Genomic DNA, 20,746 nt, shown 5'->3' with positions numbered 1-20,746 from the left:
AGTGTTCATAAAAAATTACCAACAGGGAATATTTGATTAGGTTACAAGTATAAAAAAAATATTCTAAAAATCTAATTTTCTACGAATACATCCATGACCAGTTCCTCAACCGTATCCTTCTCTATTCTAAGGTTTCTGATGATGTGCTGCTGGCGGTCAGGCGTGTTTTTACCCATGTAATACTCTAGCAGGTTTTTGATGGTCTGATCCTTCAGAATCACCGGATCCAAACGGATGTCCTTGCCGATAAACAAGCCGAATTCATCCGGAGAAATTTCTCCTAAACCTTTAAAGCGGGTAATCTCCGGTTTGTTGCCCAGTTTTTCTATGGCGTTCTTACGTTCGTCGTCACTGTAGCAATAGATCGTTTCTTTTTTATTGCGGACCCTGAATAAAGGGGTCTGGAGGATATACACGTGACCTGCCCTAACCAGATCAGGAAAAAACTGCAGAAAGAAGGTCATCATCAGCAACCTGATGTGCATACCGTCCACATCGGCATCGGTGGCGATCACGATGTTATTGTAATGCAGCCCGTCCAGCCCGTCTTCTATATTCAGCGCATGCTGCAGCAGATTGAACTCTTCATTTTCGTATACAACTTTCTTCGTCAGTTCATAGCAGTTTAGCGGCTTACCTTTTAAACTGAATACAGCCTGACAATCTACATCTCGGGATTTGGTGATGGAACCGGAAGCGGAATCCCCTTCCGTGATGAACAGCGTGGTTTCATAACGCTTCTCATGGTTGCTGTTGAAATGCACTTTACAGTCTCTCAGCTTTTTGTTGTGCAGAGAGGCTTTTTTTGCCCGGTCATTGGCCAGCTTCTTGATGCCCGCGATATCTTTACGCTCACGTTCCGACTGCAGGATCCTCTTCAATAAGGCATCTGCTACATCCGGATGTTTATGCAGGTAATCGTCCAGTTCTTTTTTTACAAAATCATTGATGAAAGTTCTGACAGACGGTCCTTCTGGTCCCATATTCTGCGAACCAAGCTTGGTCTTCGTCTGCGATTCAAAAACCGGCTCCTGTACCCTTACCGAAATGGCTGCAATGATCGAAGAACGGATGTCGGCAGCATCATACTCTTTTTTATAGAACTCCCTGATGGTCTTTACCACAGCCTCACGAAATGCCGCCTGGTGTGTACCACCCTGGGTCGTATGCTGACCGTTCACAAAGGAATGGTAATCTTCACCATATTGCTGCCCGTGGGTCATGGCAATCTCTATATCGTTACCTTTCAGGTGGATGACCGGGTATCGGATATTCTCCACATCGGCCACCTTGTGCAACAGGTCGTACAGCCCGCGCTCCGACAGGAATTTCTGGTTGTTGTAATTGATGGTTAGCCCGGTGTTCAGGAATACATAGTTCCAGATCATGCTTTCCACAAAATCGGAGATGTAGCGGTAGTTCCTAAAGATTGTATCATCCGGATAAAACGTAATGGCTGTACCGTTCCGCTGCGTGGTGTCAATAATGTCGTTCTCCAGCACGATCTCACCTTTTGAAAACTCCACTTTCTTAGTCTTGCCGTCACGGTACGATTGAACCGTAAAAGTGGTCGACAAAGCATTCACAGCCTTGGTACCTACCCCATTCAAGCCTACTGATTTCTGAAAGGCATTGCTGTCGTACTTACCTCCGGTATTGATTTTAGACACACAGTCGATCACCTTACCCAAAGGGATACCTCGACCAAAGTCGCGTACATTAACCTTGGAATCAGAAACTGTAATGTCTATGGTACGTCCGGAACCCATCACAAACTCGTCGATCGAGTTGTCTACGATCTCTTTCAGCAGTACATAGATACCATCGTCCTGCGCAGATCCGTCCCCAAGTTTACCAATGTACATACCAGGTCTCAGCCTGATGTGTTCCTTCCAATCGAGTGAGCGTATACTGTCGTCGTTATAAATAGGTTCAGCCATGATGTATCGGGTGTATCCAACAAATTTAATCTATTCCGCTGTGGAATCAACTACAAAGTTTCAACAAATACACATTTTGGCGTATATTCAGCTAATTAAAAACCAAGCCCTATGCCACCTAAAAAGCTGCTCTCTTTATTTGATCTTGCGATGATCGTTGTGAGCCTGGTCATTGGTATGGGCATATTCCGTACCCCGGTGAATGTGGCAAAAGGCGCCCAGATTCCGGAGCTTTTCTACCTGGCATGGGCGGCAGGAGGCCTTATCGCGCTGTGCGGGGCATTAACCTACGCGGAGATCGGCTCACGCTTTCCGGTCACTGGCGGCTACTACAAAATCTTCTCTGCATTTTACCACCCTTCTATCGCTTTCGCCATCAACTGCATCATTGTAGTTTCCAATGCAGGCTCGGTTGCAGGGGTATCCATCATTGGTGCAGAGTACCTGAGCAAGGTAATTTTACCAACGGAACTGCAAACAGAAAACTACCGTATCCTGATTGCGGCTATAACTATAGGCCTGTTTTACCTGCTCAACCTTTTGGGACTCAAAGTAAGTTCAAGGGCGCAGAACATGCTTTCCATCATCAAGATCGGAATGGTACTCACACTGATCTGTGCAGTATTTGCCGGCCCCGGAGCGGAAAGTCCAACAGCTGTTTTCCAAACAGCTTCAGCCACACCACCAGGCTGGTTCGATTATGGAAAAGCTTTAGGGGTATGCCTCATCGGCATTTCCTTTACTTTTGGCGGCTACCAGCAGACCATCAACTTCGGCGGCGAGGCGAGCAATCCCAAGAAAGTCATTCCCCGTGCCATCATCACCGGACTACTCATCATCATCAGCCTTTACATGGCCATTAACTATGCCTATGTTCAGGTCATTGGCTTTGAACAGCTCAAATCTGCCGAGAGCATTGCGGCCATACTCGCAGGAAAACTCTTTGGTCCTGCCGGCTTTACCTTGCTGTCCGGACTCATTTACCTTTCCGTGCTCGGCTATGTAAATGTCAACCTCCTGAGCAATCCACGCGCCATGTTTGCCATGGGTGAAGAAGGGGCTTTACCAGCCATCTTTACCCGAAAACATCAAAAAACGGATGTCATGTTTGTGAGCCTTACGGTATTCGCCATCATTGCGGTCTTTACCTTGTTCTATGCCCAGACTTTCGACAAAATTCTGAACTACACCATTTTCCTCGACTGTATTGGCATGGCGACCTCGGCTGCCACGATTTTCTTCCTGAGGAAACGAACCTCCGCAATGGATAAAAGCAGCATTTATAGCATGAGTCTCTATCCCCTAATGCCATTGATTTTTATCGCCGCCTATACTTTCGTAGCACTAAGCATCTACCATGACGATCCGCAATCCGCAATCAATGGCCTACTCATTTTTGCCGGATTCATCGTCATTTATTTCATCAACAGGTTCTTCAACAACCGGAAGAATCAGGATACCCGAAACCAGACCTAACGACCTCAAATGCCTGTCAAACAACTGCCCTTAAAAAAAGAAATTGCCTATGCTGCCGGAATGATGGGATGGAGTATCATGACCAATATCATCATCGTGATGCTTCCCTATTTCTACCTGCCTCCCAACAATTCCGGACTTACGCCACTGGTCCCTCAGTTATCGGTCTTCGGCGCTTTCAATATCCTGTCACTCATTGCGGCATCCGGACGTTTGTTTGACGCCATTTATGATCCCTTCATTGCTGCGCTGAGCGATGCCAGCGACAACCCTAAAGGCCGCCGGATTCCCATCATGAAATATGCAATCCTCCCTGCAGTGATCTGCTGCTCGCTGGTCTTTTACCCCCTGGTCAAGGGAGAAAGTACACTCAATGCCTGGTGGCTCACCATCGTACTCGCCGGGTTTTTTATCTCAGTAACTACATACATTATCCCATATAATGCTTTATTGGCAGAGCTCACACACAGTCCGGATCAGAAAGTAAAGCTGTCAACTTATCAGCAGGTAGGCTTTGTATTGGGAATGATCGTAGCTGCTTTGTGCAACAACTATGCAGACCTGATCCAAGAAATCTTCAAAATCGGCGACCGCTCCCAGGCACTTCAATACACCATCATCGGGCTCAGTATATTATCAGGGCTGGTCATGATCCTGCCAATCCTCTTCATCAACGAAAAGGAATACACCAATGCCAGGCCAACCCATATCCCACTCATTCCGGCAATCAGGAATACCTTCCGCAATGCGAACTTCAAATTTTACCTGATTTCAGATTTTGCCTATTACATCGCCCTGAGCATCATCTCCAGCGGACTCCTTTTTTTCGTTACCGTATTGCTCGGATTACCGGATTCAGATGGAGGCAAATTTATGGGCATTATGGTATTGCTTTCCCTGCTGTTTTATCCGTTTATCAACTATGGCTCCAGGAAATTTGGCAAAAAGCCACTGGTACTATGCGCTTTTGCTATCCTCAGTCTCATCTTCGTGGCCATTTACTTTTTGGGCCGGCTTCCCTTTTCTTCTTCAGCACAAATGTATATCCTGGTCAGTTTTGCCTCCTTTCCCCTGGCATCTCTGGGCATTTTACCCAATGCGATTCTGGCAGACATTGCACAGAAAGATACCCTGGAGACCGGAGAAAACCATGAGGGAATGTTTTTTGCCGTTAAATACCTTTTTGTAAAACTTGGCCAGACGATGGGCATCGCTGTATTCGCCATGCTAACAGTTTATGGGAAAGACCCTGGACATGACTATGGCCTCAGGCTCAACGGAGTGGTAGGTTTTGTGCTCTGCATCCTGGCATTGATCTTCTTCAGCCAGTTTAAAGAAAGTAAAAACGCTGAATAGTAATATTATATGTACCTTTGCTGCAATTGATATTCTTTCAATTTACTAAACATTAAAATACAACACATTGTTATTCGAAGAATTAAGCCTGATTGAGCCCATTTTAAAAGCGCTGCAAACAGAAGGTTATACACAACCTACCCCTATACAAGAGCAATCTATTCCATCTATATTACAAGGCAGGGATCTGTTGGGCTGCGCCCAGACAGGTACTGGAAAAACCGCAGCATTTGCGATTCCAATGCTCCAGTTGCTGAGCAAGCCACACGCGAACACCAAAGTACATAAAGCCATCAAGGCCCTGGTGCTTACTCCTACAAGAGAATTGGCGATACAGATCGAAGAAAGTTTCAAAGCCTACGGCAAAAACCTACCAATCCGTCACCTGGTGATCTTTGGTGGCGTAGGTCAGAAGTCGCAGACCGATGCCCTACACCGCGGTGTAGATATCCTGGTCGCAACTCCCGGACGCTTACTGGACTTAATGAACCAGGGCTTCATCAGCCTTAAAGACATTGAACTTTTCGTCCTTGACGAAGCAGATAGAATGCTGGACATGGGCTTCATCCATGACGTTAAGAAAGTAATTGCTAAACTGCCTGCCATCAGACAGACCTTATTCTTCTCTGCAACTATGCCGAAGGAGATCCAAACGCTGGCCGATACCATTTTAAGAAACCCTGTAAAAGTGGAAGTTACCCCGGTGTCTTCTACTGCTGAGAAAATTCAGCAACAGATATTTTATGTAGAGAAACAGGACAAAAGGGGCTTACTCATGCACATCCTCCAGGATAAAACCATTGAAACTGCCCTGGTTTTTGCACGTACAAAACATGGCGCAGATAAAATTGTGAAAGACCTGATTAAATCGGGTATCCGTGCAGAAGCAATTCACGGTAATAAGTCTCAGAATGCGAGACAAAGAGCACTGACCAATTTCAAAGCCAAGACCACACGTATCCTGGTTGCCACTGATATTGCCGCGAGGGGTATTGATGTGGATGAACTGGCGCATGTGATCAACTACGAATTGCCCAATGTTCCAGAAACCTACGTACACCGCATCGGTCGTACAGGTCGTGCAGGTCTGAGCGGGACAGCATTTTCTTTCTGCGATGCAGAAGAAAAAGAGTTCCTGGATGACATCGAGAAACTGATCGGTCTGAAATTACCGGTACAGGAAGACCATCCTTTCGCCATGAGCTGGCAAAGCCTGATGAGTGGCGCTGCTGCTGCAAAAAGCAAAGGTAAAGCAAAGCCATCAAGAGGTGCACGTCCGGAACGCACATCCAGACCTTCCGGCGATGAGCGCCAGCCCAACCTTAGCGGAGCAAAAAGAACACCAAAAAGTGGAAGCCGCAGATGGGGTAAACCTAAGAGCACAAATTCCTAATTTTTCAGTATTGAAATAAATAAGGGCACGTATTTGATACGTGCCCTTTTTATTTGATTAAAAGCCTTCAGAATTCCCTTCCAAGCGGCAAATCCGCACAAACATCAGCCGGATGGCGATGATGTAATCCGCTAACCAACCGTTAAGGCTGTGCAGTACTTTGCGCTATTACTGCGTCATATCTGCCATATGATTGAGTTAAGATTGAATTATCCCCAGATAACTCAACCATAAGGAAAGTATAGCCCAAGATTAAGCCAGACTGCTAGGCAACCTTAACCCAGCTCCAACAATGGCATAAAAAAAGCAGTTGATCTCTCAACTGCTTTCATGAATGATTTCGATAGGATTAATCAGGTTTGGTATCCGGTGCTTTACCAATCAGATCCATAAACTGATCCAGTTTAGGGGTGATGATGATCTGTGTACGCCTGTTCTTCATTTTCCCGGCATCCGAATCATTGGCCGCAACCGGGTTGTATTCCCCACGGCCACCGGCTGTCAGTCGCTTAGGATCTACACTATAGGTGGTTTGAAGCGCCTGCACAACTGAAGATGCACGTAATGCACTTAGATCCCAGTTATTTCTGATGTTGACCATATTGATGGGCACATTGTCTGTATTACCTTCAATCAGCACATCATAGTCTTTATAATCTTTAATGATCTTCGCAATCTTGCTTAACGTAGCTCCGGCTGTAGCCGATATCTCATAGCTACCTGACTTATAAAGCATGTTGTCCGACAAAGAAATATACACAACACCTTTCAACACCTGCACATCTACATCCCTCATTTCTTCCCTGCTCAGCGAGCGGGTCAGGTTGTTGGTCAGCACCATATTGAGTGAATCGCTCTTGTTCTTCGTATTCACCAAATGTTGGATGTATTTATTGGAAGCATTGATCTCATCTACCAATTTGGATATGTTCACATTTCCCTGACTGGTGGAATTCAGACATTTGTTGAGCGCCTCCTGCAGAGAAGCAACGTTTGCTTTTTCAGATGCGATCTGCTCTTCAAGGCTCTTTACCCTGGAGGATGAACCTGAAAGTTCCTGTTGACTGCTTTGGTATTTACCATTGAGGTCCTTTGATTTTTGTTGTAAGTCTGTATAACTGGCCTGCAGTTCCTTGTATTTTTTGCTACTTACGCATCCTTGTCCCAATGTAGCCAGAACAAGGAATGCTAGGGGTAAAATGTAGGTTTTCATAACTTATTGTTTTTTAACATTAAACAAATAGCAGGCCATAAAATCCCATCAAAACAAAAAAGGCCGATCTGTGATCCAGATCAGCCTTTTTTTATCTTTAGCTCACATTGCTCAGGTCTTTCTGATCCTGATGATGCGCATCCAATGCATGACTTTCATCATGGGATAAGTAGGATCAAACTCAAACCAGCGCGATGCAAAGTTTGGGCTATTTGGCTTTTTATGGTGGTTGTTCTGAAATAACTCACCAAGCATAAGAAAGTCAAAAGGCAGGGAATTTTTGCTATGGTCGTCATTGTCGTGATTCGAATAGCCATATTTATGTCCACACCAATTGACTACCGCACCATGGATTGGCCCCATTAGAAAATGGATCGGCAATAACAGGAACATCCACCAGGCCGTTGCAAAAGTCACGTAAAACCAAACATAAAAGCTAATAAATACAAATCTGGTGATCCAGGAATCTCCGATCTTGTCGATTAGCGGCCATGACGGGTACTTGTCACGGAACTGCTCTTCGGGCTCCACATTGTATTTGGCATAGTTCAGGTAAATGTTCTTTGTCTTGATCATCATGCCCCATACATCTTTGACAAAATGCGGGGAATGCGGATCTTTCTCTGTATCACTAAAAGCATGGTGCATGCGATGCAGAATCGCATATGCCCGGGGATTCAAAAATGAAGAACCCTGGGATAAAAAGGTAATCGTATAAAAGATTTTCTCCCAAAAAGCATTCATCTTAAACATCTTATGAGATGCATAACGATGCAGGAAGAAAGTCTGTGAAAAAAGCGATAAAAACCAGTGGGTAATGAAAAATAGTAAAATGATCATTATCTGCCAAAGTCGTCCTGCACCCTAACTATATCGCTCTCGTCTGAAGGTTGTGCCGGATCTGTGTGTTGCCAGATTTCGGAAACGATACCCCAGTCTTCCAAACCGATCAGGCGGTGTCTTTCACCTTGTTTCAATTTGATGCTTTGTCCCGGAGCAAGTTGTTGTACTTCGCCCTGCTCGTCTGTATCACTGGTGATCACGCCTACTGTACCGTTAACTACTCTCCAGATTTCAGCACGACGGTGGTGGTACTGCCATGATAAACGGGTATCCGGTGCTACGATAAGGATCTTCGGGCTTAATTTTCCTGAAATCCTTAGGTCTTCTACATTTAATCCTTCGAAATAAACGTTAGCAAATTGCTGCGCCTGTTCTTCATCAATCACAAAGAAACCACCCCATGGACGAGTTTCATCACGATTTACGACATTAAATCCTTCAATCTTTAAGCGTTGTGCTACACCTTCGAATATTTCTTTCTTTTGATCTGACATGTTAATAAGGGTATATTTTATATTCCTCCAAACTTAAGAAAAATTACAATTCTATTCCTCTCCCTCCCAATAGAATTTATCAATCTTCACCAAATCAGTGCTCAGATCCAGTATCAGATCGTATAGCAGGGAGATATTTTTGTCTTCGGAAACCAGCTCTTCATCAAAGCTGCCATTATAGACTTCCAGAAATTCATCATAAAGTTCTTCAGGGATATCTGGTTCATCCAGTCTCAACTGAATGGTCGTATGATAAATGTATCGTGTGATGCAGAAATAGACGGTATTTAGGTTAATGAGCAGGTCTTTGTAAGATTTGCTCTCCAAATCCATAATATACGCATAGTGGCTGTCGGACGCGAGCTGGTTGTACTCCTCGTTTTCCATCGTCTCCAGCTCATCAAGGTTATTGATCATGTAATAAGTCTTTATACACGTCACTACCTTGTCTACGGAAGTCAGGATGATCTGAACAACTTCATCATCTACAGATTCCAGCAGTTCCCAGTCATCAGGGTCTATGGCATCGGCGGGCACCAGACCTTTCAGATCAGAAAGGTCCTTTTCATAGGCAACCAAAAAAGCATTTTTACAAAGCTCATTGATCACAAAGCTCAATACATGTGGCACTAAACCAATAACACATTCTTTCACGATAGTTCAATTGATATAGGACTCAAGTTAATTACATCCGCAGAATTTACAAAATAAAAAAAGGTTGTCTGAAAAGCTGTGTTCGTCATCCTGAATTTAATTCAGGATCTCAAACCTATTATTTTCGCCTGCTTAAGAGAGATCCTGAAATAAATTCAGGATGACGTTGAGAATTCAAGATAACGTCAAGAATTTCCAATGACAGCACGCGTAAATAACCTTTCAAACAACCTCTTAGTAATATTGAGGGATGATACTAAGACTTAGCTAATTGGGTATTGATCCGCTTTACGATATAATCAATATCGAAAGGTTTGCTGATGTAGTCATTGGCACCAGCTTCCAGGCTTTTTTGTTTGTTCTGATCATTTGCAGACATGACAATAATTGGAATGTGTTTGGTAAAAGGATCACCTTTAAGGTCAGTACAGATGTCGGTGCCGTCTCCATCCGGAATCATCACATCCAGGATAAATAAATCAGGCACAGAATCTTTCAGTTTACTTTTTAGTTCAGCAAATGAAGATGATAATTGTAATTCATACCCCTCGTCCTTTAACAAAACTCCAATAATGTATCTGATATCCTCATCATCTTCAAGTACATGTATTCTTTTGATCATAGTTCGTTACTTTATTTTAATTTAGATCATGATAACAGCAACAATGTTGCCAATTATTTAGCTTTGATCCAGTTTGAGATATCGGTAACCAATATTTCTGCAACACTTGCATGTACCTGGTACTCCTGAGGTGTACTTTTTGCGGGCTGTATGCTCAACATGTGGTTCATCTGGGGATAGAGTTTCAGGGTGACGTTCTTTTTTGCACCCAGGGCAGCTTTCCAAAGGTTGAAGTCGGTAGTGGTAACCTGGTAATCATTGTCGCCCTGCGCAATATAAACACGCTGTTTTACGATCTTCTTAGCCGCAGCGACCTGATTGTTTACGTTCAGGTCGATCCAGTAAGACGCCGGCAGCCCCGCCAGCAGCGAGTCGGCTTTCATTGGAGGAGTCAGTTTACTGATGTATCCTTTTGAATATTCTTTCAAAACGGTATCCAACTGCTGCTTAACGGCCTGTGTCGTATCATTGCTGAGCGCAAACAGGTATTTATTCTGCTCAATGATCATATCAGACAGCTTTCTTGCAGGTGCAGCCACCATGATGATCCCTTTCAGATCCGGGGCAAGTAAGGGAAATCTTGGAGCAAGCATCCCACCCAAACTGTGCCCAAGCACATAGATCTGCTTTTTATCGGCTTTAGGAAGGGTACGGGCCAGGGCTACTGCAGCCAGGGCATCATCCATCACTTCCTCTTTTACGGTGAACGCGCCGTTGAATTCTACCGGATACAGCATGGTCCGCTTCACATAACGGATCGAAGCTACACCTTTGGAAGCCAGACCAAGTGCAATGTCTTTGAGTGGCTTATTAGGACCATAGGTGGCGTCCATATCGTTGGGGCCGGAGCCGTGTACCAAAACGACGATCGGATAATTCGTTCCCTTTTTGGGTTCTGTCAGTAAACCCACCAGGCTGTGTTTGCCGGACTTCACATGAATTTCAGTTTCTTTATATAAAGTAGTGTCTGAATAGGCTGGCGGCAGATAAGCAGCTTCGGTCGCTTTGGGCCGCAAGAAGAAACCTACCATTTTTTCCGACTTGTTGAAGGCCAAAAGGAAGGGCTGAACATCATTTGTGAAGGCCACTTCTACCACTACTGTAAAATATTCTCCTTCAGATTTACTGCTGACTACAGATCCGGACTCATATTTACCCAACTTCTCTCCGATCTTCAGCCAGATCTCCTTCAGATTGGCTTCCGGAACTTTGGCCTGAAAGGATGCATCAAAAAAGCCATAGGCCTCATTATATTTCTCTTCTGACATTAATTTAAAAAAGTCCTGCGACTTGCCCAAAAGGTTGAGTACACTTTGGGAAAATGCGGAACTGCTGATCAACAGTGCGAAAAACAGCACAGATATTTTTTTCATCTTTTTTTTGCTAAGGATTAAGGTATTTTAAATGTTCCGGATCAGCCCTTTTTCGGGATCAGGTAAGGACTGATTACTTTTTGCCAGATCTGGTAACCCTCAGGTTTCATGTGCAGGTTATCCTGCAGGAAAACATGCTTGAACACTTCTCCATTGGTATCCAGCATTGGTGTCCAGACATCTATAAATTCTGTCTTTTTGGTTTTTTTGCAATAGGCTTTCAACAGGGTGTTGAATTCAATGTATTTATCCTTCAGGTTCCATCGGGCTACACTTGGTTTAGCACTGATGAATGCTACCGGAACGCCAGGCAGTGCTTTGGCTATTTTTTCGCGCATTTCTTTGGCTTGCTTCAGCACTACATCCACCGGGGTTCCGTGCGCAATGTCGTTATCACCTTCATAAATAAAAACTTTTGCCGGCTTATAGGCCATCACTGCACGGTCTGCATAATAAAGCAGGTCGACAAACATGGATCCGCCAAAGCCGCGGTTGATCACCTCCGCTTTTGGAAAGTAACTTTGCATGTTAGGCCACATGCGCAGGGTGGAACTCCCAACAAACAGGTTGGCACCTGGCTTTACTTTTTCCAGGCTGTCCCGCTTGTCGAAGCCCTTAATTTCTCCTGCATATTTTTTTGCATCATACTCCTGTGCATCAACTGTAGCGCTGGCCAGAAAAATAAAACACAGGCCAATACCTGCGTATAAACTCTTTTTTGTTAAATGTTGAATCAACTTCATTTTATAATTCGCTTACTTGATATAGATATCCCAACTGGATAAGGAAAAATAAAGTTATCAAAATTACCCAAAGAAAGTCAAGGCTGATGAATTTTACTGTGCGACAGCCTTTAACAGCACCGGTCCGAGCAGCCCCGCAGGATGCAGCGCACTGTCGCTGCGGTAAGGGTTATAGCTCAGGGAAGTTTTGCGCTGTTCCAAAGGTAGCCGGGCATCGCCAATGAGCCGGTTTACCCAGGTATTGACCACCTTTATTTCCAGCACGTTATTTCCGGATCTGAGGGCATCTGTAACGTCAACCTGGTAAGGTGCAGTCCATACACCTCCCAGCTCAACTCCATTCAGTTTCACTTTAGCTACTGCAGTAAGGCTACCCAGATCCAGAAGGATGCGTTGCCCTTTCTGCTTTCTTTCAGCTTTGAAGGTCTTTTGATAATAAGCGGTTCCCGAATAATACTTGATGCTTTCTTCCGGGCGCTGCGTCCAGTCTACCAATTTCTCAAAGACCACCGGTGCTTTCGGACCACGCATCAGGGTGTCAAATGTAACCTGCCATGGGCCACTTAGTTCCTTGAGGTCAATGGCTGCTGCAAAGTTTTTGCTGCTACTGATGACCTTTGAATTCCCCGCATTTTCCCTGAACACCACAAACATACTTCCCGAAGGTGGCAGACTAAGGGGCAAAGTCGTGGCTCCGGCCGCTATCTGATATTCGGGCAGTGCCCGGGTGGTTCCTTTTACCGCATCCCAGAGTTCAGGTTGCTTGCCTGCCACCCTAAAGCTGGCATTAAAGCTGATTTCCTGGTCACTTTGATTGGAAAGGAAGTAAAGGTCGCCGTCACTCAGCTTTCTATGTATAAATGCGACTGGCGCCGATTGCTCCAGCTTAAAATCGGGCAGCACCTTGATCTTGTCCATGGCCTCCTGTATGCTCAGCCCGCTGAGGATTTTCCCCTGGCCCCAAAGTTCGTCGGCCATACCCTGCACCTGCTGGTCTGCAACACCGAAGTCCTGCAGACTGGGTGACCGTTTCGGTTTCGGCCCCATCACCACAGCACCCTGAGCCACCAGTTCCTTGATTTTGGCCAACAACTTCGGGCGCATGGTTTCCAGTTTAGGCAGTACCAATAAGCTATAAGTCATGCCATCTGGCAAGACCAGTTTTCCATCTTTTACTTTTACACGGCTTTCTATGACTTCCGCGTTGATATAGTCGTAAGAATAACCGGATGGGATCTCGGGATCTCTTACGCCCGTCATTTTCGGTGCATCTTCTCCGATGAAATAAGCTACATCTGCCACATATTTACCCTGTTGCAGCATCATGTTACAACGCTTGAGGTATTGGATAAAAAGGTCTGAATCATTGAACCAGGTATTGTGCCGGTTGAATTCACTGCCAAAACCGGTATTGATGCCGGGTACAATCCGGTCATCGGGCTGATGAAAATAGACATGGAGCAGGGTATTGTTGATGCCTTCTGCAAAGAACCTGTCGCCCCGTTTTTTAAACAATGCCGGATAACGGGCATAGGTTTGTCCACCTGCTGTAAATGATTCTGCCGATACTTTATTCTTTCCATAAATGTGCGCAGCTGATGAAGCTGCGCGGTTTTCTATATTGCCAAGCTCACCCTCATTCCAAAATTCCCCTCCAATCTCATCTGACTGGCCTCCATACTGTAAAAACTCCCCGGGGAATCCCCAGTGCCCGTAATTTTCCAACCAAATGCTCAAACCGTTTTTATGGGCAACCTCCCTTAGCCCTCCTACGTATTCATAGGATACATTATCGGCAACCAGCCTCCTCACATCCCATAGAAAGCGGTCCGACTGGTCCTGACTACCCACCACTTTTCCCGTCATTACCGGCAGGTAAGCCATCGCATCATAGCCATATCTGGCTTTAAACCGCTCCAGAAAACCATCAGTCCAGTTCTGTCCCCCCTTTTCGTAGCTGTCTGCCACCGCGACCTTGAAGCTTTTCCGGTCTGCAGCAGGGATCCTTCGAAGAATCTCACCCAGGTAACTGTCAAAATGCGCAGCCACATGCGCAGCACTCATTTTATCTACTTCCGGGCCAGTTACTTCCGGAGATGCGGGGTCGTTTGAAACACCGGTGGGCAACATTCCGCTGCGCATGATGACCCATTTTCCCGGAGGTGCATTCCAATTGAGCTTGCCAGCGGCATCCATGTACCTGGAGATATCGATCACCTGATCTGGTGCTATCGCAAACCGCGACTCAGTGGCCTCAGCCTGCACTGGCCATTGGTATTCATTCCAGTAAGGCAGTGGAGAAGGAAACATCTTGGCCAGTGTCTTTTCAATGTAGCTGTCCACTTTTGGGACAGCGCTCAACCTGATCTCTTTGATCCGGACATTTTGACTATAATGGCTCAGCACCAGGCTGAAACTTTTGGAGGTGGTTGCTGGAAACGAAGCGGCAACCGGACCGAAGGGATCAAAGCCGACATTGAGTGCCGTATTGCTCCGTTCTATTTTAAATTTCTTGATAGAACGCGAGCCGGCACCGTCTTTTACGATCAATTCTGCTTCAGCATACATACCCTGCTGCCCGGGATAAATGGTGATGCTTCTGGCGGTGAAAGCCTGAGGGATGTCGATCGCAAGCGTGGTATGCTGCGCTTTCAAAACGATGTTCCTGCCCACTACCTGATCCGCATCCTGATTGGCAGGAGCAGGAAAAGCAACCACACGGACGTCCTGAAAATCTCCTGCCGGCTTGCTCAGTAGTGTATTGATGTTTTTGCCACCACTGACTACGGTATCTGTGGCGCTAAGGTAACGCATCGCCTGTGCAGGTTTTATCCAGGGACCGCCAGACTGGCTCCAGCCCGGACTATTGAACATTCCGATGTCAATACCTAGTTCTGTTGCGGTCTTCAAAGCGGTATGGGTGATGTACCACCACTCGTCAGAAAGCATTTTCACTTTACCATAAGGCGTCTCGCCATAGCCTATATTGCCAATAAAAGCCCTGTTGATCCCCACCTTTTTCATGGCATGGAGGTCTTTGATGACACCGGCTTTGGATATATTGTCTGACATCCAGTACCAGTACACAGAAGTCTGTACCGTATCAGGGATATGAATAAAAAGATTTTTTAAAGGATCTGATTTTTGTCCCGACAATCGCTGGCTTTTAGCAGGCAGCGTCAAGACAAGGGCAATTAGTAAAAAACTGGAAAATAATTTCATTTGGTCGGATTACTGTTTCGTGTCAATTTTAAAACTAAAGCATTTCAACACGACAACTGTCATGAGCTGTCATGTTAAAATTTATTGATATATTTCTACTACCTGGACAAGGCTGAACCGACTTACTACTGAGCCGGGTACAAACCAGGCTATAGATTATGACCAAATATATCGCAAAAGAGATCATAGAAAAATATATCAATGGCACTTGTACAGCAGAAGAAAAGGCCATTGTAGAGAGCTGGCACCTGAAGGAGTTGGCCGATAAAAGCTTCCGGGCCGAACCCGGACAGCTGGAGACCGCCTATGCCGGAATTTGGGAAGGCATCAGCCGCAAAAAAAACCAGGAACCGTTTAGAGCCGGCGCCTGGAAAAAAGTTTGGGTTACTTCAAATTTATTGCGGAAACAACAAAATCAACAACCCAAAACCCAAACAAATGTATGAAATTTTACCATTTATTTAGGACTGCATTCCTATGCAGCCCTGACCAAATTCTGCGTATTATGAAACTCACCATCATCATACTAACCACTTTTCTCCTACAGGTTAGCGCAGCAGGTTTTGCCCAGAAGATCACGCTTAAAGAAAGCAATGCGACCCTGGAAAAGATCGTGGTCCAGATCAGAAAGCAAAGCGGCTATGACTTCATCGTCAACGCCAAATCACTAAAGGCGGCAAATCGTGTGAGCATTAATGTAAGCAACGTAAGTCTTGAAGAAGCATTGAACCTCTGTTTCGCCGATCAGCCCCTGACCTATAGCCTTGAGGAAATGACCGTAGTGATCAAAGACCGTCCTTTATCTTTCATTGACAGGATAGCCATGTATATCCGCGCCGAGGATGTCAGGGGCCGCGTGGTCGATGAGAAAGGTAATCCTATATCGGGCGTGAACATTTCGGAAAAAGGAACGAATAACCGCACTGCCAGTGCTGCCAACGGTGAATTCATCCTTAGAAATGTCGGCGAAAACGCCACTCTGGTCTACTCCTTCATCGGCTACAAGACGAAGGAGGCTAAAGCACCAAAAAGCTACTCTAATGTAGTATTGGAGCAGGAAGTCGCCGACCTTGAAGAAATGGTCGTAGTGGCCTATGGTACGGCCAAGGCAAAAGACGTAACGGGATCTGTAGCCCGGCTTGGCGAAAAGGAAGTGAGAAATGCACCTATGGGATCGACCATCCAAAGTCTGCTCCAGGGTAAGGCTTCCGGAGTGAACGTAGTCATACAATCCGCCTCTCCTACTTCTCCCATCAGTGTGGTGATCCGTGGTGCTTCATCCCTGTCCGGCAATAACCAGCCATTATGGGTCATCGACGGAGTGCCGGATTATTCCTCCACTAATGTCACCACTACAGGCGGCGTGTCCAACTCTTTATCCGGAGACATTATGAACTCGCTGTACAACCTGAACCTGAATGATGTAGAGAGCATCGACATCTTAAAAGATGCTTCAGCAACGGCACTTTACGGTTCACGTGCTGCCAACGGGGTTGTGCTGGTCACCACAAAAAAAGGAATCGCTGGTCAGAAACCTACCATCGAAATCTCCAGCAGGCTGGGTTACATGCAGCAGGACTTCAATGGCTATAAATACATGGAAGCCCCTGAATACATTCGATTTGCTGATGCCGCTGCAAGGGAAGAAGCTTATAGAAGAGGTGCATTCGATTATTTTACCCGCCTGTACCTCGATGAGCAAGCCTTTTTCAACCTAAATACCAGCGAGTTCGACAGAACTTCCTTTAAAGTGCTTCCGGGCGCCTATTACGAAGGAAATACCAACTGGCTGAAAGAAATGACCCAAAACCCGATCAATCAGCAACACGACCTTTCGCTGCGAGGCGGAACAGATAATATCGCCTACTACGTATCCCTGAATCACAGCAACAACCAGGGTATTGTAAAAACCGGGGACAGCAAGCTTTTTGGTGGAAGGATCAACCTGGAAGCAAACATCCGCAAGTCTCTGCGCTTCGGCCTCAACCTTAGTGGTTCTTCGAGAACGACTAATGATAAGGATTACATGATGACCGTACTGAAACAGATCCGTCCAGATATACCGGTATACAATCCAGATGGCTCCTTGTTTACCAGAGATGCTTATACGGAAAATCCTTATACTACGCTGTTGAATACCCTGAATGGGAACGGACAGATCTTTAATGGCACAGGTTACCTGCAATACGAGATCATCAAAGGACTGATCCTGAAGACCTCCTATACGGCCAATTACAACAACTCCCAGAACCTGGATTATATGAGAAAGGGAAGTACTTTCAATACTACAGGGAGCAGAACCTGGAACAACCCTAAAGTTCAGACTAGCGTTTGGGAAAACACGCTGACCTATGCGAAAAACTTCGGCAAGCACGACATTACTGCCCTTGCAGGTTATTCGATGGAGAAAAATAACACATTGCTCTATGCGATGAATGCCACCAACTTTCCGGACGATGACATCCTGAATGATTTCAGTTCCGGCGCCACACGCGGCGCCTTAAATGAGGTCTTTTCAGAAAACGCACTCATCTCTCAGTTTGCCAGGGCACACTACAAGTTCAACGACAGGTACATCATTTCAGGTACCATCCGTAGAGACGGATCCTCCCGCTTTGGACCAGACAGCCGATGGGGGCTTTTCCCTTCAGGAGCCCTGGCCTGGCTGATCTCGGAAGAAGACTTCCTGAAGAACAGCGCAGTCGGAAAAGTAGTCAGCTACCTGAAACTCCGCGGATCCATCGGCAGAGCCGGTTCTCAGAACCTTGGAAATTACGATTGGATCACCAGAATTGGCTCATCCCGCTACAATGAGAACCCAGCGATTGCACCAAACTCTATTGGAAACAATGCCTTGCAATGGGAACAGACGCTCATGAAAGACTTCGGACTGGATTTCGGACTATGGAATGACCGCATCAGGGGTACATTCGGTGTCTACCAGAAGAACACCGACCAAATCTTGTATAGCCTGCCACTTCCTCCAAGCTCTTCACAAAGCAGCATCACTTCCAATGTTGCCTCTTTGAAAAACAATGGTTTCGAGTTTGACATTAAAGTGGACGTGATCAAGAAGAGCGACCTGACCTTAACTGCTGATTTCAATACGGCAAACAACATCAACAGGATCCTCAAGATCAATGGAATTACCAAAGAACTGAACTTCCCAAGTGCAAACACCGTGTATATGAACGTAAAGGAGGGAGAAAGAACAGGTCAATGGTTTGGATATCAAACTGCCAACAGACTTTTTGTAAGTCCGGAAGAGATCATTGCACTCCAAAAGACCAATGCTACGGGAGCCAAAGTATTTTACCGCGCTGCTACAGAAAATGTAGGTGATCTTTACTACATCGATCAAAATGGCGACGGTGTGATCACCAATGCTGATAAAGTAAAACTGGGTAGTGCCGACGCCAAATTATACGGCGGCTTTGGCCTGACCATGTACTATAAGAATTTCATGGTCAATACGACCTTCACCTACTCCTATGGAAACGAAAGGCTTTGGAAACAACCGATGGATGATGTGGGCTATGTAGGTAATTACAACCACAGCAACCTGATCGCGGGACAAAGCGCTACCCTGATCAATCCTTATGATGCCAATATGCCAAGGATGACACACTATGGAGATGGCGACAATGGTACATTTTCCGACTTTTTCCTTCATGACGCTTCCTATATTCGCCTAAATGCACTGAACATCAGCTATAGGCTGCCGGATAAGATATTCAGCAACAAGCTGATTCAGGGAGTCAATTTCACCTTCCAGGCGACCAATCTGTTTACGATCACCAAATACCCGGGTTTCGATCCGCAGGGCAACTGGTCAAGCAGTGCGATAGGCTCAGGAATGGGTGTAGACACAGCTATTACCCTTCTGCAAAGATCTACAACCTGGGAGTTAAGTTCACCTTTAAATAATCGGCCATGAAAAAGATACTTTATACACTATTAATAATCACAGGCTTGACATCATTTTCATGCAAGCATTACCTCGACATCCAACCCATCCACTCGCTCACTGAAGTCAATGCACTAAAAGATCTTGCAACAGCCAAAGCAGCTGTAGGCGGGGTGTATGCGACCTTTCAAAACGATGACTGGGCCGGCGCATTGTATTGCGGACTGGCATCAAAAGCCGGTTTCGTGAGGTTCAACACTGTAGATTATGATATGTCCTACAGACAGACGACTGCAAGCTCTACCTGGGGAAGCTGGTATAAAAGCCTGAATGCGGCCAACTTTGCCATCAACGGAATCGCTAAGCTTCCTGAATCTGCTGTAGACAATACCACTAAAAATCAGCTTGTAGCAGAAGGCCGCTGTCTAAGGGCCTGGATCAATGCCAACCTCCTCTGGAACTATACCCATTGGTGGGCTGAAGATGCCGATGCCTACGGCCTCCTTTATCGTGATGAGGTCGTTGGGCTTGAAAACATCAGGAAAGCCCGCATATCTGTGGGTGAGAGCTATGCTAAGATCTATGAAGATCTGGATTTTGCAATCGCCAATCTACCTGACTTCAGTTCCCCCAGGTATGTATCCAAACATTTTGCAAAAGCCTTAAAAGCCAAACTACTGCTCTACCGTGGAGGCTACAGAAATACTGCCACTGACCTGCAAACTGCATTGATTTTGGTCAACGACATACTGGCCAACCACCCTGCAAGTTTCAATATGGAGGCCAATCTCGCAGACGTCTATACGAATGCCTGGGATTCCAAGGAAAATCTTTTCGTGAAATACCTGGAAAATGATGGTACCAGAACCACAAAAGGAGGCTACTACTATACTTATTACCTCTCACAGATCGGAGGAAATGCACTTCCACTTCCTGTAGGGGGAGTTGCTACTGCAGGCCTTGTATACGGACTGGACTGGTTTAGCGCAGATCCGCGCTGGCCGGTAGTAACGGGTCCGGTAAGGGCTGCAGAAACCTGGGACAACACCATGCGTTTCACCTTCAAAAAGCTTGCACGTCTGGGCAGTTATGCAGGTAAACTGGCCAATCCCATCGACGAGAAATATGCCGCATATTATTTCCGTTTCCCGGAACTGTACCTGATGAAAGCTGAACTACTTGCAAGAACTGGTGCAACAGTTGCGCAAGCCATCGCGCCTATCAACGAGATGCGCTCGAAAAGAACAAGTCCGGTATTGCCTGCACTAAACCCTGCGAATCAAACAGAATTGATGGACATGATCTTTAAGGAGATTGTCACAGAGACCTTCATGGAAAATGGAAGTGAGTTTTTTGCAGCATTGCGCTTCCAAAAAGATGGACAACCCTGGATCGTAGCCATTAAGAATGGAAAAGTGCTCGAAGTCAATAAACTTTGCCGACCGATACCCGATCCTGAGATGATCAATAACCCATTAATGCAACAGAATCCGGATTTAAATTAAAATAG

Annotated in this window: 15 protein-coding genes; 6 read left to right on the top strand and 9 right to left on the bottom strand. The window is 45.7% G+C overall.

Annotated features, from left to right (window positions below; all coding sequences use genetic code 11):
- Positions 1-71 precede the first annotated feature (71 nt).
- Positions 72-1,940, bottom strand: a complete 1,869-nt coding sequence (locus WAE59_RS08225) for a DNA topoisomerase IV subunit B (protein ID WP_337855473.1) — start codon at positions 1,938-1,940, stop codon at positions 72-74.
- Positions 1,941-2,051: 111 nt separating this feature from the next.
- Here WAE59_RS08225 and WAE59_RS08220 point away from each other — a divergent pair, with 111 nt between their 5' ends.
- The 3 genes from WAE59_RS08220 to WAE59_RS08210 all read left to right on the top strand — a co-directional run bounded on the left by WAE59_RS08220 (position 2,052) and on the right by WAE59_RS08210 (position 6,165).
- Positions 2,052-3,416 (top strand): APC family permease, encoded by a 1,365-nt coding sequence (locus WAE59_RS08220; protein ID WP_337855472.1) that lies wholly within the window; start codon positions 2,052-2,054, stop codon positions 3,414-3,416.
- Between the two features lie 9 nt (positions 3,417-3,425).
- Entirely contained in the window at positions 3,426-4,772 is a 1,347-nt protein-coding gene (locus WAE59_RS08215; protein WP_337855471.1) for an MFS transporter, read from the top strand.
- A 67-nt stretch (positions 4,773-4,839) separates the two neighbouring features.
- On the top strand, positions 4,840-6,165 hold the full coding sequence (locus tag WAE59_RS08210) for a DEAD/DEAH box helicase (RefSeq protein ID WP_337855470.1): 1,326 nt from the start codon (positions 4,840-4,842) through the stop codon (positions 6,163-6,165).
- A gap of 349 nt (positions 6,166-6,514) precedes the next feature.
- On the opposite strand, the gene WAE59_RS08205 is transcribed toward WAE59_RS08210, so the two are convergent.
- The 8 genes from WAE59_RS08205 to WAE59_RS08170 all read right to left on the bottom strand — a co-directional run bounded on the left by WAE59_RS08205 (position 6,515) and on the right by WAE59_RS08170 (position 15,329).
- Complete coding sequence (locus tag WAE59_RS08205; RefSeq protein ID WP_337855469.1) at positions 6,515-7,378, bottom strand: flagellar motor protein MotB; 864 nt, start codon at positions 7,376-7,378, stop codon at positions 6,515-6,517.
- Between the two features lie 111 nt (positions 7,379-7,489).
- Positions 7,490-8,218: an acyl-CoA desaturase gene (locus tag WAE59_RS08200; RefSeq protein WP_337855468.1), complete on the bottom strand. Its 729-nt coding sequence runs from the start codon at positions 8,216-8,218 to the stop codon at positions 7,490-7,492.
- Positions 8,218-8,715, bottom strand: a complete 498-nt coding sequence (locus WAE59_RS08195) for a phosphoheptose isomerase (protein ID WP_337855467.1) — start codon at positions 8,713-8,715, stop codon at positions 8,218-8,220. Before WAE59_RS08195 ends, WAE59_RS08200 begins: the two co-directional genes overlap by 1 nt.
- Positions 8,716-8,766: 51 nt before the next feature.
- Complete coding sequence (locus WAE59_RS08190) at positions 8,767-9,369, bottom strand: hypothetical protein (protein ID WP_337855466.1); 603 nt, start codon at positions 9,367-9,369, stop codon at positions 8,767-8,769.
- A 256-nt stretch (positions 9,370-9,625) separates the two neighbouring features.
- A complete protein-coding gene (locus WAE59_RS08185) occupies positions 9,626-9,991 on the bottom strand; it encodes a response regulator transcription factor (RefSeq protein WP_337855465.1) in 366 nt (121 codons plus the stop codon).
- A 53-nt stretch (positions 9,992-10,044) separates the two neighbouring features.
- Positions 10,045-11,364, bottom strand: a complete 1,320-nt coding sequence (locus tag WAE59_RS08180; RefSeq protein WP_337855464.1) for an alpha/beta fold hydrolase — start codon at positions 11,362-11,364, stop codon at positions 10,045-10,047.
- 41 nt (positions 11,365-11,405) lie between these two features.
- A complete protein-coding gene (locus WAE59_RS08175) occupies positions 11,406-12,107 on the bottom strand; it encodes an SGNH/GDSL hydrolase family protein (protein WP_337855463.1) in 702 nt (233 codons plus the stop codon).
- A 93-nt stretch (positions 12,108-12,200) separates the two neighbouring features.
- On the bottom strand, positions 12,201-15,329 hold the full coding sequence (locus tag WAE59_RS08170; RefSeq protein ID WP_337855462.1) for a glycosyl hydrolase: 3,129 nt from the start codon (positions 15,327-15,329) through the stop codon (positions 12,201-12,203).
- A 158-nt stretch (positions 15,330-15,487) separates the two neighbouring features.
- Here WAE59_RS08170 and WAE59_RS08165 point away from each other — a divergent pair, with 158 nt between their 5' ends.
- The 3 genes from WAE59_RS08165 to WAE59_RS08155 are packed head-to-tail and all read left to right on the top strand — an operon-like array spanning position 15,488 to position 20,741.
- Entirely contained in the window at positions 15,488-15,775 is a 288-nt protein-coding gene (locus WAE59_RS08165) for a hypothetical protein (RefSeq protein ID WP_337855461.1), read from the top strand.
- Between the two features lie 59 nt (positions 15,776-15,834).
- A complete protein-coding gene (locus WAE59_RS08160; RefSeq protein ID WP_337855460.1) occupies positions 15,835-19,266 on the top strand; it encodes a SusC/RagA family TonB-linked outer membrane protein in 3,432 nt (1,143 codons plus the stop codon).
- Positions 19,263-20,741: a RagB/SusD family nutrient uptake outer membrane protein gene (locus WAE59_RS08155; protein WP_337855459.1), complete on the top strand. Its 1,479-nt coding sequence runs from the start codon at positions 19,263-19,265 to the stop codon at positions 20,739-20,741. The genes WAE59_RS08160 and WAE59_RS08155 overlap by 4 nt, the downstream gene beginning before the upstream one ends.
- Positions 20,742-20,746 lie beyond the last annotated feature (5 nt).

Source organism: Pedobacter sp. GR22-6 (assembly GCF_037402555.1).
Taxonomy (GTDB): domain Bacteria; phylum Bacteroidota; class Bacteroidia; order Sphingobacteriales; family Sphingobacteriaceae; genus Pedobacter.
This window is presented reverse-complemented; position numbering and strand designations above follow the sequence as displayed.

What these genes read in the sequence shown, in the direction of transcription:
- WAE59_RS08225 (WP_337855473.1), bottom strand. Translation starts at nt 1,940, where the DNA reads ATGGCTGAACCTATTTATAACGACGACAGTATACGCTCACTCGATTGG.
- WAE59_RS08155 (WP_337855459.1), top strand. Translation starts at nt 19,263, where the DNA reads ATGAAAAAGATACTTTATACACTATTAATAATCACAGGCTTGACATCA.
- WAE59_RS08200 (WP_337855468.1), bottom strand. Translation starts at nt 8,218, where the DNA reads ATGATCATTTTACTATTTTTCATTACCCACTGGTTTTTATCGCTTTTT.
- WAE59_RS08195 (WP_337855467.1), bottom strand. Translation starts at nt 8,715, where the DNA reads ATGTCAGATCAAAAGAAAGAAATATTCGAAGGTGTAGCACAACGCTTA.
- WAE59_RS08175 (WP_337855463.1), bottom strand. Translation starts at nt 12,107, where the DNA reads ATGAAGTTGATTCAACATTTAACAAAAAAGAGTTTATACGCAGGTATT.
- WAE59_RS08205 (WP_337855469.1), bottom strand. Translation starts at nt 7,378, where the DNA reads ATGAAAACCTACATTTTACCCCTAGCATTCCTTGTTCTGGCTACATTG.
- WAE59_RS08170 (WP_337855462.1), bottom strand. Translation starts at nt 15,329, where the DNA reads ATGAAATTATTTTCCAGTTTTTTACTAATTGCCCTTGTCTTGACGCTG.
- WAE59_RS08165 (WP_337855461.1), top strand. Translation starts at nt 15,488, where the DNA reads ATGACCAAATATATCGCAAAAGAGATCATAGAAAAATATATCAATGGC.
- WAE59_RS08180 (WP_337855464.1), bottom strand. Translation starts at nt 11,364, where the DNA reads ATGAAAAAAATATCTGTGCTGTTTTTCGCACTGTTGATCAGCAGTTCC.
- WAE59_RS08160 (WP_337855460.1), top strand. Translation starts at nt 15,835, where the DNA reads ATGAAACTCACCATCATCATACTAACCACTTTTCTCCTACAGGTTAGC.
- WAE59_RS08215 (WP_337855471.1), top strand. Translation starts at nt 3,426, where the DNA reads ATGCCTGTCAAACAACTGCCCTTAAAAAAAGAAATTGCCTATGCTGCC.
- WAE59_RS08220 (WP_337855472.1), top strand. Translation starts at nt 2,052, where the DNA reads ATGCCACCTAAAAAGCTGCTCTCTTTATTTGATCTTGCGATGATCGTT.
- WAE59_RS08185 (WP_337855465.1), bottom strand. Translation starts at nt 9,991, where the DNA reads ATGATCAAAAGAATACATGTACTTGAAGATGATGAGGATATCAGATAC.